This window comes from Cohaesibacter sp. ES.047 (assembly GCF_900215505.1).
Lineage (GTDB): Bacteria > Pseudomonadota > Alphaproteobacteria > Rhizobiales > Cohaesibacteraceae > Cohaesibacter.
The window spans coordinates 2,497,716-2,510,211 of record NZ_LT907844.1; the positions used below are offsets into that span (position 1 = coordinate 2,497,716).

Here is a 12,496-nt window from a genome sequence, read left to right on the forward strand (position 1 = left end):
GAGATATGTCTTCATCCGCTACCCCAAACGCGCATGGTGATGCGCATCACACCCCGACGGGCTGGAAGCGCTGGGTCTATTCGACCAACCACAAGGACATCGGCACGATGTATCTGATCTTCGCGATTGTCGCTGGGATCATCGGTGGTGCCCTGTCTGGCGGGATTCGCCTGGAACTTCAGGAACCCGGCCTTCAGTATTTCACCAACACGCATATGTTCAACGTGTTCACCACCGGCCACGGCCTGATCATGATCTTCTTCATGGTTATGCCCGCGCTCATCGGTGGTTTCGGGAACTGGTTCGTGCCCATCATGATCGGTGCACCGGACATGGCGTTCCCGCGCATGAACAACATTTCCTTCTGGCTGTTGCCACCCGCCTTTGCGCTGCTGATCATCTCGCTGTTTGTTGAAGGTCCGTCCGGCTCGAACGGCTTTGGTGGTGGCTGGACCGCGTATCCGCCGCTGTCGAGCGCTGGCCCCGGTGGTCATCCCGGCCCGGCCATGGACTTTGCCATTCTGGCACTGCACATCTCTGGTGCCTCGTCCATTCTGGGTGCCATCAACTTCATCACCACGATCCTGAATATGCGTGCGCCGGGTATGACCCTGCACAAGATGCCGCTGTTCGCGTGGTCGGTGCTGGTCACGGCCTTCCTGCTGCTGCTCTCGCTGCCCGTGCTGGCCGGTGCCATCACCATGCTGCTCACGGACCGCAACTTCGGCACCACCTTCTTTGATCCGGCCGGTGGCGGAGATCCAATCCTCTATCAGCACCTCTTCTGGTTCTTCGGCCATCCGGAAGTGTATATCCTGATCTTGCCAGGTTTCGGCATCGTCTCGCACATCGTTTCCACCTTCTCCAGAAAACCGATCTTCGGTTATCTGGGCATGGCCTACGCCATGGTCATGATCGGTGTCGTTGGCTTCATCGTCTGGGCTCACCACATGTATACGGTCGGTCTTGATGTGGATACGCAGGCCTACTTCCTGTTTGCAACGATGGTCATCGCGGTGCCCACTGGCGTGAAGATCTTCTCGTGGATCGCCACCATGTGGGGCGGGTCGCTGTCCTTCCGCGTCCCCATGCTCTGGGCCATCGGCTTCATCTTCCTGTTCACCATCGGTGGTGTAACCGGGGTGCAGTTGGCCAACGCCGGTCTCGACCGGGCCCTGCATGACACCTACTATGTGGTCGCCCACTTCCACTATGTGCTCTCGCTGGGTGCTGTCTTCTCGATCTTTGCGGCCTGGTACTACTGGTTCCCGAAGATGTTCGGCATCATGTACAACGAGACACTCGGCAAGATCCATTTCTGGGTCATGTTCATTGGTGTGAACCTGATCTTCCTGCCGCAGCACTTCCTCGGCCTTCAGGGCATGCCGCGCCGCTATGCGGACTATCCCGATGCTTACGCTGGCTGGAACGCTGTCTCGAGCTATGGCTACTACATCACCATAATCGGTGTCGCGGTATTCCTGTACAGCATCTTCGAGGCCTTCGCCAAGAAGCGCAAGGCTCCTGCCAATCCTTGGGGTGAAGGGGCTGATACCCTCGAATGGCAGCTGTCGTCACCGCCGCCGTTCCACCAATGGGAAGAATTGCCGCGCATCAAGTAAGGCAAGGCGTATCGGGGCATTCCAACCAAAGACTGCCCCCACGAGATCCGGGCCCGCCCAAAGGGGCGCTCCCGACACCCACGCCGGACTGATTGGCATTAATTGATCCGTCCGATTGCTGGTAAGAAAAGGGAGAGTGACATGAGCCTGATGGAGCAGACAGACCAGACAGCGACGCTGAACGGCACCGACATCACAATGGTTGATTTTGGTGGTGCAGACGTGCGCGACTATATCGCCTTGCTGAAGCCTCGGGTCATGTCTCTTGTTGTCTTCACCGCGTTCGTCGGTCTGGCGATTGCCCCCGGTTCCCTGCATCCGCTCGAATCCTTCATCGCGATCCTGTGCATTGCCATCGGTGGCGGCGCATCCGGTGCCCTCAACATGTGGTATGACGCCGACATTGATGCGGTCATGACGCGCACCGCCAATCGTCCCGTTCCCGCCGGGCGCATTTCGCGTGAGCAGGCCCTGAGCTTCGGGCTGTCCTTGTCGGTCGGCTCTGTGCTGATCCTCGGGCTGCTGATCAACTGGCTGGCCGCCGGGCTGCTGGCCTTCACGATCTTCTTCTATGCTGTGGTCTACACCATCTGGCTCAAGCGCTCGACGCCGCAGAACATTGTCATTGGCGGTGCCGCAGGGGCCTTTCCTCCGATGATCGGCTGGGCGGCCGTGACCGGTTCCGTGACGATGGAATCGATCCTTCTCTTCCTCATCATCTTCATGTGGACACCACCCCATTTCTGGGCCTTGGCTCTGATCAAGAGCGAGGACTATCGCAAGGCCAAAGTGCCGATGCTGCCCGTCGTGGCTGGCGAGGCAGTCACCCGCGCTCAGATCCTGCTCTATTCAGTCCTGCTTGTCCCGCTGGGCATGGCGCCTGCCGCGCTCGGTTTCGCAGGCATAACCTACGCCGTTCTCTCTGCCGGGCTCGGAGCCCTGTTCCTTGTCGCAGCGTTGCGCGTCTACTTCATTCGCGAGGGTGCACCTGCCAAGAAGGCCGCCGGCCAGATGTTCGGCTTTTCCATCCTCTATCTGTTTGCGCTCTATGCCACACTGTTGGCAGAGCATCTCATCGGGCTGCCGATGCTCTCGGCGCTGATCTAGCGCGCATTGGAACCCAAAAGGAGAAGACCATGCCCCAGATCGTTGAAATGGTTCAATTGAACCAAGAGCAGAAAAAACGTCAGCGCAATCGCTCCATCGCCATCGCGGTGGTGCTCGGGCTGCTGGTGGTCCTGTTCTACGCCGTCACCATCGTCAAGATGGGTCCGGGCGTGATGGATCGCCCTTTGTAAAGTGATTGACGACCAGACCTGTTCGAAAGAAAGACAAGAAACCCGATGAGTGACACCAAGACCATGCACAACAAGAGCCGGAAAGATCCCTCCAGCGCTAACCGGCGTCTGGCGATAGGTCTTCTTGTGTTTGTTGGTTGCATGGTCGGCATGGCCTATGCTGCGGTGCCTCTCTATCAGCTTTTCTGTCAGGTGACGGGGTATGGAGGCACCACGCAAGCCGCAGACACTGCCCCTGCTGGCCTGATTGATCGCAAGATCACGGTACGCTTCGATGCCAATGTCTCAGGTGGCCTGAATTGGAACTTTAAGCCGATCGACCGGCCGGTGACCATGAAGATCGGTCAAACCGCCCAGATCGCCTATGAGGTGGTCAACAAGGGCAAGATCGCGACGTCTGGCACGTCGACCTTCAATGTCACGCCGCAGGCAGCAGGCATCTATTTCAACAAGCTGGAGTGTTTCTGCTTCACTGAACAGACCGTTCAGGCGGGCGAGCACGTCACCATGCCGGTGGTCTTTTTTGTCGATCCTGACATCGACTTGGATCCGAATTTGAAATCGATCGATACGATCACCCTGTCCTATACGTTCTTTCCCGACGAAAAGGCGAACGCCAAAGCAAAAGAAGCTGCGGTGAAAGGAACCGGGACAGGCAGAGAACCAATTGAGCTGCGCGCAGGGGCGCAGCAAAAAAGCTAAGGAGCTTGGAGGGACCCATAATGGCTGAGGCTCATACCAAAAATCACGATTATCACATCATCGATCCCAGCCCGTGGCCATTCATTGGCTCGGTGTCGGCCTTTGTGATGGCTGTCGGTGCGGTCACCTATTTCCATGACGGTCCGATCTGGTTCATGCTCATCGGCCTGTTGGGCGTGCTCTATACCATGATTGCCTGGTGGCGCGATGTGATCAAGGAATCCCGCGCCGGTGACCATACGCCGGTGGTCCAGATGCACTTGCGTTACGGCATGATCCTGTTCATTGCGTCCGAGGTGATGTTCTTCGTGGCCTGGTTCTGGGCCTTCTTTGACGCGAGCCTCTTCGCCGGTGAAATTCAACAATATGCCCGTGCCGAATTTACTGGCGGCACATGGCCTCCGCAAGGCATCGAAGTGATTGATCCGTGGCATCTGCCGCTGTTTAACACGCTTTTGCTGCTCGCGTCAGGCACGACGGTTACGTGGGCCCATCACGCCCTGATCGAGGAAGACAATGACAGCCTCAAATGGGGCCTCATCCTGACGGTCCTTCTCGGCGTCATTTTCACCTGCGTGCAGGTCTATGAATATGTTTATGCGCCGTTCGGCTTCAAGGAAAGCATCTATGGGGCCACCTTCTTCATGGCAACCGGGTTCCACGGTTTCCATGTCTTCGTGGGAACGGTCTTCCTGATCGTCTGTCTTGTTCGTGCTTACAAGGGCCACTTCACCCCCAAGAAGCATTTCGGGTTCGAAGCTGCCGCATGGTACTGGCACTTTGTCGATGTTGTCTGGCTGTTCCTGTTCGCCTCCATCTATCTGTGGGGCAATGCGGGCGGCGTGATCGCCCACCACTAGATGATCTGCCCCACTCGCGGGCTAAGGGTCGAGAGACGAAAGAAAGGGTGGTCTTGCATCACCCTTTTTGCATTAAGGCAAAGAGCAAAAAGAGAGGCGATATGGACAGCAACAAGGGCAGCGTGATGAAATCCGCACTGAGCGGCAAATGTCCTCGCTGCGGTCAGGGCTCGCTTTACAACGGTTTTCTCAAAATTGCCGATCGCTGCGATGTCTGCGGTCTCGACTTTTCCTTTGCCGATAGCGGTGATGGCCCGGCGGTGTTTGTCATGACGATCGTCGGATTTATGGCGATGGGAGGTGTTCTCTACACCGAATTCGTCTATGAGCCGCCCCTGTGGGTTCTACCGCTCATTTGGGGGCCAGTGACGATCATCCTTTGCCTTGCCTTCCTTTACTGGTTGAAAGGCGCGCTCATTGCCCAGCAATTTTTGACCAAGGCCGAGCAGGGTCACATCTCGACAGTTGAACCGGATGATCAACACTAGGCGTGGCAGGGGATATTTTGCTCAGGAATGAACGAATTGAACGGAAAGCATATGCCTTGTTGGCATTCGGCATTATAACCGTTGAAGATGTTCCTGATTGTTGCTGTGAGATGGATTGACGCGTGACCGGATCGACTAGAACACTCAAGATCGCGACCTTTACCCTGTTTGCGCTCGTCCTCCTATGCGCCCTCATCGCGCTGGGGACATGGCAGCTGCGCCGGCTGGAATGGAAGGAGCAACTGATCGCGGATGTCAATGCGCGCATCGAGGCCGCACCCGTTCCCGCCATGGGCCCGGACCAGTGGGCCGATCTCAGCCAGGAAGAAAGCGAGTATCTTCCGGTAACCGCCACGGGCACTTACAATCACGACCGCGAGGTCCATGTCTGGTTTCCGCTCAACAATCCAAGAGGCGGTGACTATGGCGGGTCTGGCTACTTCATTCTGACGCCCTTGACCACTGCCGAAGGCTGGACGGTGATCGTTAACCGCGGCTTCGTTCCCGAAACAATGAAACAGACCGAGACACGCCCCCAGACTCTCGTGGCGGGCGAGCAGACCGTCACCGGTCTGGTCCGGTTCGATGAACCCGAACACTGGAACAGCCCCAGACCGGACAGGGAAAAGAATGTCTGGATCGGCCGTCAGGTGGACAAGATGGCGGGTTTCATGCTGCTCGATCAGGATCGTACTGCGCCTTACTGGATCGACCTTTTGAGCGGGCAGGGCGTCAATGGGCTGCCTCAGGGCGGCGAAACGCGTATCACTTTCCGCAATGCGCATCTCTCCTATGCCCTGACTTGGTTCGGATTGGCATTTGCGCTTATTGCGGTTTATGGCGCCTGGATCTATCGAAGCCTGCGCGGCCCATCAGCGCGAAGCTGAGGCTGAGTTTGTGGAACGCAAAGACTGTCACTATATGTGATCGCATGGCCATTGACCTTAACGGCCAAACGGTTCATGCATCGACTGGACGGGGCTCTCCCGCCAATTTCAAAGCCCACACGACTGACTTCAAGGAAAAATACACATGCTGGTGATCTTCGACTGCGACGGGACTCTGATCGATTCCGAAATTCTCTGGGCTCGGGCCAGCGTTGAAATTTTTCAGGAAGAAGAGCTCGAAATTGGCCTTGAGGATTACAACAGCACCTATGCGGGCATGACCAACGAGGAAATCATCCAGCAGATCGAAGCAGAGCTGGAGCGCTCGCTGCCGCATGATCTGACGGACCGCATCAACGATCTCGCCATGCGCAGGATCGACAAGCTCGAAGCCATCGAAGGCGCGCAAGAGATGCTCGATCAACTCGACTATGCCCGGTGTATGTGTTCGAACTCGAGCTCCGAAATGCTGGAGGCCAATCTGCGCCGCACCGGTCTGTGGGATCGTTTCCGCCCCTATATCTATTCCGCCATCGAAGTTGGCACCAAGGCACCAAAGCCGGATCCCAATGTCTTTTTGCACGCGGCAACCACGCTTGATGTCGATCCCGCCGAATGCTTCGTCGTGGAAGACAGCTTTCATGGCGTGCAGGCGGCAAGCAACGCCGGCATGCGTGTGATCGGGTTCATCGGTGCTGGGCACACCTATCTGGGGCATGGTGAGCATCTGATGGATGCAGGCGCTGAGACGGTTGTTCGCCGCTTGGCGGAATTGCCCGCCACGATCGATGCGTTGAGCAGTTGGAAGCCAGAATAGCGGCAAGCGCGGCGGCAACCGTCGCCTGCCGCAATCGAGAGTCTTGTAAAATCGACGGGGTGTCCGGCTTTTTTACACTTGGCTAACCTTGACTAATTAAAGCCGTCACGTACCCGGAATTCTGTACTACCCTGTCCCCATATTTTACGATTTGTGAAACCCGGTGTGGTTTGCTCAGGTTCGATTAAATTTTTAGCTACTGGGTAGGGTTACGGATGATGAGCAGATTTAACATGATAAGGCGATTACCAATCGCAATCATGACTGTCACATTGTTCCATTTCCCGGGTCTGGTGGCGACCAACGCAAACGCAAAATCACTCCAAGAGCCAAAAGGCCCAACGATCCTGACCGTTGTTGGGCTGCTTTCCAATCACAATGGCGGCGGCAAAGCGCGATTTGATATCGGCATGCTGCAAAGCCTTGGCACCAAGCGCCTGCACACCCGGACATGTTGTTCCGACACGGCGTCCGACTGGAAGGGCGTGCTGATGCGTAGTCTGCTCACGCACGTGGGAGCCAGGGGCCATCGCGTGACCATCAGCGCACTGGATGGTTATCAGGTCGAAATACCCACCGAAGATTTCTACAAGCATGACGTTCTTCTTGCCTTTGAGCAGGATGGCAAACGCCTGACGGTGCGTACACGTGGCCCGTTGCGGTTGATCTATCCACACGACCACAATAGCGAATTACACGATCCCAAATATGCGGCGCGCTACGTTTGGCAGATCAGGAAGATAGACGTCAGATGAAACATCGGTACAAATTGCTGGTCGTTACCTACCTGAGTGCCGTTGCTCTGCTTTTCTTGCTTGAGCTATCCCAGTTCAACAAGACCGATAGTCTTCGCATGCAGATCGAGGAAAGCTACCACATGACATCCGGCCGGGATGCGGGGTTGCGTCTCGAACTGGATTACCGGCGTTTCCGCACGAAGCTGACCAATTACATCCTGAATGATTCCGGTTTGCTCTCGACGGCCGGAAGCGATTATGTCGCGCATGAGGATTTGATGACCTGGTTCGATATCTTCTGGAGCCGGATGTTTTCGATCAACAACACCGAATTCAATATCGTGAAACAGGAAGAGCCGGCTCTGGAGGAAGAACTGGCTGCCTTGCGTCAAACGCTTCAGCGAATTGATCCCATTCTTCAGATCTTGAGGCCGGGTGATTTCAAAAGCTATCGTGCGGTCCGCGATGAGTTGAACGGGCACGACAAACTGATCTCCACCTTTGCAAGCGCGGTGACCGGCAGTCGCATGCGGCAAGCGGATCGCCTGCAGAACAAATTGACCCATGCTCTGAAATCCATGGACACCCTGCTGATTTCATCTGCGATTGGTGGTGCTCTGCTCATGAGCCTTATCGGTTTGGAAGCTCTGCGCGCCCGCAATGAGGAACAGAAAACCCGGGCGCGTGAGGCACGGGTTCGGTTTCTGGCACAGCATGACACCCTGACCGGACTGAGAAACCGATCCTTTCTCAATGAGAAGGTCGCGGACTACATCCAGACCTGCGATCGGGATGGGGGGAGCTTCCATCTGCTGTTGCTTGATCTGGACAAATTCAAGGATGTAAACGACACCTTCGGCCATCCAATGGGAGACAGGCTGCTGAAAAAAGCGGCCTCTCGTATCGTCAACATCTTCTCTTCAACAGAGGATATCGTCTCGCGCCTTGGCGGGGATGAATTTGCAATCGTGATGTATGGCTCCCGTGATGACGCCAAGTCTTCGGCCCGGAAAGCGATCGACGCGCTGTCCTCGCCCTTCGAAATTGCCGGGCACGAGATTTGCATTTCGACCTCAATCGGTATTTCCTGCTATCCTCAGCTGTCCAGTTCTGTCGAAGACCTGATGCGTGATGCCGATCTGGCTCTTTACTCCGCCAAGAACAAGGGCCGCCAGACCTATGCGTTTTTTGAGCCTGCAATGAGCGTGGCGATCAAGCATCGCATGCTGCTGGAAGGCGACTTGCGCCGGGCACTGAGCAGTGAAACCGGCTCGGGTCTTGAGGTCTACTATCAACCGCAGGTCTCCCTCGATGACCGTGATGGCACCCGCCGCATTGTTGGCGTCGAGGCCCTCGTGCGTTGGTTCCATCCCAAACGTGGCCAGATCCCGACGATGGAATTTATCGAAATTGCAGAAACCGCCGGGCTGATTGACGAGCTATCGGACTGGATCATTCGCCAGGCTTGTCAGGACGTTGTTCTGTGGCATGAGGCGGGTTATATGATCGATCTGTCGGTGAACCTGTCGCCGCTGCAGCTGAACAATCCCAACCTGCCGGAAGAACTGCTCGGCCATCTGGACCGGTGCGGTTTTGACCCCAATTACCTGACCCTTGAAATCACCGAAAGCGTCGACGTGAACGACACATGGGCCGCAGCCGCCATGCTGTCGCGCCTTGTCGACAAGGGCATTTCGCTGGCCATGGATGACTTCGGTACCGGCTACTCCAACCTTGGCTATCTAAAAAGCCTGCCGTTGAACACGCTCAAGATCGACCGATCCTTCGTCATGTTGCTTGAGGAAAAGGAAGAGGACCGCAAGCTGGTGCGCGGTATTATCAACCTTGCCCGGGGCATGGGGCTTGAAGTCGTGGCAGAAGGGGTGGAAACCGAGAATCAGGTCGCGTTCTTGCGCGAAGCTGCCTGCGACATCGCGCAAGGCTATCTTTTTGGTCGCCCGATGCACAAGCTGGGCATGTTGGCCCTACTCAACGAAATGCACGACAGTGCGCAGCCGGAGCCGCTACAGCTCGAAGCCTGATGGGACACGGGTTGCACAATCAAAAAAAGCCCGGGCGCCAAGCACATCTGTGCAGGTGCATCAGTGCTCGACAGCCGGGCTTTCGTTTGGGACGCGCTGGTTAGTCGAGGTCTGCCACCAGAGCCTTGTATTCATCCTCGTTCATCAGATCATCAAGCTGTTTCTTGTTGGAGAGTTTGAGCTTGATGAACCAGGCATCCCCTTCCGGATCGGAATTGACCATCGCCGGATCCTCTTCAAGACTGCCGTTGGTTTCCACCACCTCGCCATCAAGCGGCGCATAGACTTCCGATGCTGCCTTGACGCTCTCGACAACAGCAGCTTCATCACTCTTTTCCAGAGTGGTGCCAACGTCGGGTAGCTCGACAAAGACAATATCGCCCAACTGGCTCTGGGCATAATTGGTGATACCGATGGTGGCGACGTCGCCCTCCACAGAAATCCATTCGTGTTCTTCACTGTAATAGGTGCTCATTGATCTGGCGTCCTTTTGATCAACTGGTCGTTTGAACGGTCTGGCCGAACTGCCATGGTGGCAGCTTGGGCGTGATTATCAAGCTTTGCGAACATAGTGCTGCGGAACAAAGGGCATACTTGCCACTTCGGCCTCAATGATCCGCTTGCGCACGATGAGATTGACTTTGGTTCCTGCCACTGCATGCTCCGGCAGTACATATCCCATGGCGATGGGGGCCTGAAGACTGGGAGCAAAGCCGCCTGAGGTCACGATGCCGATGCTCTCGCCATCAGGGGACTGGATTTCCGTGCCTTCCCGCGCCGGGGCCTTGCCCACAATCTTGAGACCCACCCGAATGCGTGACGGACCTTCGCTAAGGCCAGTCAGAATGCGCTCCGCTCCGGGGAACCCGGCTTCTTCGCGCCGACGCTTCTGAATCGCCCAGCCAAGATCCGCTTCAGCCGGATCAATCTCGGTGGTGAGGTCGTGACCATAAAGGCAAAGACCGCTTTCAAGCCGCAGGCTGTCGCGGGCGCCAAGTCCCGCAGGCTCAACTTCCGGCTCTGTAAGCAAAAGGCGGGCAAGGCGTTCGGCATCTTGTTGGTCGCAGGAAAGCTCAAAGCCGTCCTCGCCGGTATAGCCGCAACGGGATATGACAACCTCGATCCCATCGATGACATCGAGCGTTTGCGACATGAAGGTCAGCCCGTCTGCCTTGCCGGAATGGCGCTTGAGGGCATCAATGGCCTTGGGGCCTTGCAGGGCAATGAGGGCTTTGCTGTCGAGCGGCGTCAGCGTAATGCCATCGGGAAGGTTGGCTTTCAGATGGGCATAGTCGCCATCCTTGCACGCGCCATTGACCACCAGCATCAAGGTGCCATCAAGCGAGGGATCCTCTGGTCGGGTGACAATGAAATCATCAATGATGCCGCCTGCGTCATTGAGAAGGACGCTGTATCGCATGCGCCCAACGCCAAGCTTGGTAAAGGCCGACGGCGTCAGGCTTTCAAGAAAGCGCGCAACACTTTCATGGTCGGCGCCCTTAAGCAGGGCCTGCCCCATGTGCGACACATCAAACAGAGAGGCGCTCTCTCGGCAGTGCAGATGTTCGGCCATGATGCCGGCGGGATATCGCACGGGCAGGGCATAGCCCGCAAAGTCGACAAGGCTGCCGCCCAGTTCCACATGCAGATCGTAAAGAGGGGTCTTTTGGGTAGCACTGAGATCAGCCATCATCTCTTTCCTGTTCAATCGGCGCACGAAAGCGCCCGGGGTTGCACGGGTGCGTCTGGAAACCGGACAGGTTCCAATAGCATCGGTGCCTCCTCTGTCACAGAACCTGAGAGATTTCCCATCCCGCTCAGCCCATCGGGGTCTATGCGGTCCGGTTGCTTCCTTCGGTGAGCCGGGAACGATGCCCGCGGCTGCTTTCCAGAGTGTCGCTGGCCGGGCGGTCCTTTGTGCCTGAGAGTTTCCGAGGCGGTTGCTCCTTCGGCGCAATCGGATATTTGATCCTCTTGCTCTCCCGCTGGCCTGATGCAGCAAATCCGCTGGGGCTTCCCCTCGGGCTCACCGCAGGTTGGATCGCGACATTAATCCTGTTGGCTTCAAGTTGCTTGGGAGGGGGGGCAAAGTCAAGCCGGTATTTCTCGCCCGAACAAAAAGCTGAGGGAAACGGAAAGGCGGCGTTGTTGCCCTAAAACGTCTTTTGCCACTCCGGCGATGATCTCAGCCAGCGCGCTTTTCCGCCAAGACCAGATGGCCATAAATGGGATTGCCTTCGTCCGTGCGCACCACAATGGCCTGGAAATGCTTCACATCCATGCCGTTCGCCGTGAGCAGGCGTCGCACATAGCGCTCCGAATGTGCGAAGCGCTGTTTCGGTCCCACTTTGTAATCGGCGTCTCCAAAGGCATCGGGCATGGTCTCGGAGGAAAAGGCAAACAGACCACCTGTGTCGAGGCACCGTCCGACATGATGGAATTTTTCTTCGAGGTCTCCCAGATAGGGCAGGACATCGGTCGAGACGATCAGATCCCAGCCACCCTGTTGATCCGAGCCGTCATCCTCGATGTCGCGGAGGAACTCGACCACATCGCCCGCATAAAGCTCGCTGTAGACGTCTTTGTCGTAGGCTTCATCGAGCATGCCGGTGGAAATGTCGACGCCGATCATCTCGTCCACCTTGCCGCTCATGCTGATGCCGGTCAGGCCGGTGCCGCAGCCAAGATCGAGCATGCGCGCAAACTGCCGTTCGGGCTGATATCCGACAATCATCTCCCGCACCATCATCGGGACGGCATAGCCCAGATCGTCGACGAGGATCTTCTCGAAGGCGGACGCATGCTGATCAAAGAGCGTTGCCACATAGGCAACAGAAGCCTTCTCCGGTGACGGACCGCGCTCGATTGAGGCCAACCTGATGGCAGCACCGGTGTGATCATCCGGATCCAGCGCCAGCGCCTCGCGATAGGCCGCGGCTGCCTCATCCAGATTACCTGCCTTTTCAAGCTTTAGTGCCCTGTTATAGGCTTCGGCCAATGCCTCTGTGTTCAATTCGCTCATCACGTCTTCCTGAAGGCTTTC

13 protein-coding genes and 1 riboswitch are annotated in these 12,496 nt (G+C 56.7%); of the genes, 10 read left to right on the forward strand and 3 right to left on the reverse strand.

Going from position 1 to position 12,496, the window contains the following annotated elements; all coding sequences use genetic code 11:
• The first annotated feature begins 5 nt into the window (after nt 1-5).
• The 10 genes from ctaD (at nt 6) to CPH65_RS11435 (ending at nt 9,453) form a co-directional block, all read left to right on the forward strand.
• Nucleotides 6-1,622, forward strand: coding sequence for a cytochrome c oxidase subunit I (ctaD, locus tag CPH65_RS11395; protein ID WP_096173576.1), 1,617 nt, complete (start codon nt 6-8; stop codon nt 1,620-1,622).
• Between the two features lie 141 nt (nt 1,623-1,763).
• A complete protein-coding gene (gene cyoE, locus CPH65_RS11400; RefSeq protein ID WP_096173577.1) occupies nt 1,764-2,729 on the forward strand; it encodes a heme o synthase in 966 nt (321 codons plus the stop codon).
• A 29-nt stretch (nt 2,730-2,758) separates the two neighbouring features.
• Nucleotides 2,759-2,920: a hypothetical protein gene (locus CPH65_RS24115; RefSeq protein WP_172891508.1), complete on the forward strand. Its 162-nt coding sequence runs from the start codon at nt 2,759-2,761 to the stop codon at nt 2,918-2,920.
• Nucleotides 2,921-2,965: 45 nt separating this feature from the next.
• On the forward strand, nt 2,966-3,622 hold the full coding sequence (locus tag CPH65_RS11405; RefSeq protein ID WP_096173578.1) for a cytochrome c oxidase assembly protein: 657 nt from the start codon (nt 2,966-2,968) through the stop codon (nt 3,620-3,622).
• A 20-nt stretch (nt 3,623-3,642) separates the two neighbouring features.
• Entirely contained in the window at nt 3,643-4,482 is an 840-nt protein-coding gene (locus tag CPH65_RS11410) for a cytochrome c oxidase subunit 3 (RefSeq protein ID WP_096173579.1), read from the forward strand.
• A 101-nt stretch (nt 4,483-4,583) separates the two neighbouring features.
• On the forward strand, nt 4,584-4,970 hold the full coding sequence (locus tag CPH65_RS11415) for a DUF983 domain-containing protein (protein WP_096173580.1): 387 nt from the start codon (nt 4,584-4,586) through the stop codon (nt 4,968-4,970).
• A 122-nt stretch (nt 4,971-5,092) separates the two neighbouring features.
• Complete coding sequence (locus CPH65_RS11420) at nt 5,093-5,857, forward strand: SURF1 family protein (protein ID WP_096173581.1); 765 nt, start codon at nt 5,093-5,095, stop codon at nt 5,855-5,857.
• 145 nt (nt 5,858-6,002) lie between these two features.
• Nucleotides 6,003-6,674 (forward strand): HAD family phosphatase, encoded by a 672-nt coding sequence (locus tag CPH65_RS11425; protein ID WP_096173582.1) that lies wholly within the window; start codon nt 6,003-6,005, stop codon nt 6,672-6,674.
• 260 nt (nt 6,675-6,934) lie between these two features.
• Entirely contained in the window at nt 6,935-7,429 is a 495-nt protein-coding gene (locus CPH65_RS11430; RefSeq protein ID WP_157747641.1) for a molybdopterin-dependent oxidoreductase, read from the forward strand.
• Nucleotides 7,426-9,453 carry a bifunctional diguanylate cyclase/phosphodiesterase gene (locus tag CPH65_RS11435; RefSeq protein WP_096173584.1) on the forward strand — a complete coding sequence of 676 codons (2,028 nt, stop codon included), beginning with the start codon at nt 7,426-7,428 and terminating at the stop codon, nt 9,451-9,453. The genes CPH65_RS11430 and CPH65_RS11435 overlap by 4 nt, the downstream gene beginning before the upstream one ends.
• Nucleotides 9,454-9,553: 100 nt before the next feature.
• On the opposite strand, the gene gcvH is transcribed toward CPH65_RS11435, so the two are convergent.
• The 3 genes from gcvH to CPH65_RS11450 form a co-directional block, all read right to left on the reverse strand.
• A complete protein-coding gene (gene gcvH, locus CPH65_RS11440; protein WP_096173585.1) occupies nt 9,554-9,928 on the reverse strand; it encodes a glycine cleavage system protein GcvH in 375 nt (124 codons plus the stop codon).
• A gap of 78 nt (nt 9,929-10,006) precedes the next feature.
• Nucleotides 10,007-11,143, reverse strand: a complete 1,137-nt coding sequence (gcvT, locus tag CPH65_RS11445) for a glycine cleavage system aminomethyltransferase GcvT (RefSeq protein ID WP_096173586.1) — start codon at nt 11,141-11,143, stop codon at nt 10,007-10,009.
• 208 nt (nt 11,144-11,351) lie between these two features.
• Nucleotides 11,352-11,448: riboswitch (glycine riboswitch) on the reverse strand.
• 190 nt (nt 11,449-11,638) lie between these two features.
• The gene (locus tag CPH65_RS11450; protein ID WP_096176369.1) at nt 11,639-12,475 is read right to left on the reverse strand and encodes a class I SAM-dependent methyltransferase; all 837 of its coding nucleotides are present in this window, start codon (nt 12,473-12,475) and stop codon (nt 11,639-11,641) included.
• Nucleotides 12,476-12,496 lie beyond the last annotated feature (21 nt).

Excerpts from the sequence above, each read along its gene's own strand:
- CPH65_RS11430 (WP_157747641.1), top strand. The coding sequence starts at position 6,935 with ATGACTGTCACATTGTTCCATTTCCCGGGTCTGGTGGCGACCAACGCA.
- CPH65_RS11450 (WP_096176369.1), bottom strand. The coding sequence starts at position 12,475 with ATGAGCGAATTGAACACAGAGGCATTGGCCGAAGCCTATAACAGGGCA.
- CPH65_RS24115 (WP_172891508.1), top strand. The coding sequence starts at position 2,759 with ATGCCCCAGATCGTTGAAATGGTTCAATTGAACCAAGAGCAGAAAAAA.
- CPH65_RS11415 (WP_096173580.1), top strand. The coding sequence starts at position 4,584 with ATGGACAGCAACAAGGGCAGCGTGATGAAATCCGCACTGAGCGGCAAA.
- CPH65_RS11405 (WP_096173578.1), top strand. The coding sequence starts at position 2,966 with ATGAGTGACACCAAGACCATGCACAACAAGAGCCGGAAAGATCCCTCC.
- CPH65_RS11435 (WP_096173584.1), top strand. The coding sequence starts at position 7,426 with ATGAAACATCGGTACAAATTGCTGGTCGTTACCTACCTGAGTGCCGTT.
- cyoE (WP_096173577.1), top strand. The coding sequence starts at position 1,764 with ATGAGCCTGATGGAGCAGACAGACCAGACAGCGACGCTGAACGGCACC.
- gcvT (WP_096173586.1), bottom strand. The coding sequence starts at position 11,143 with ATGGCTGATCTCAGTGCTACCCAAAAGACCCCTCTTTACGATCTGCAT.
- gcvH (WP_096173585.1), bottom strand. The coding sequence starts at position 9,928 with ATGAGCACCTATTACAGTGAAGAACACGAATGGATTTCTGTGGAGGGC.
- ctaD (WP_096173576.1), top strand. The coding sequence starts at position 6 with ATGTCTTCATCCGCTACCCCAAACGCGCATGGTGATGCGCATCACACC.
- CPH65_RS11425 (WP_096173582.1), top strand. The coding sequence starts at position 6,003 with ATGCTGGTGATCTTCGACTGCGACGGGACTCTGATCGATTCCGAAATT.
- CPH65_RS11410 (WP_096173579.1), top strand. The coding sequence starts at position 3,643 with ATGGCTGAGGCTCATACCAAAAATCACGATTATCACATCATCGATCCC.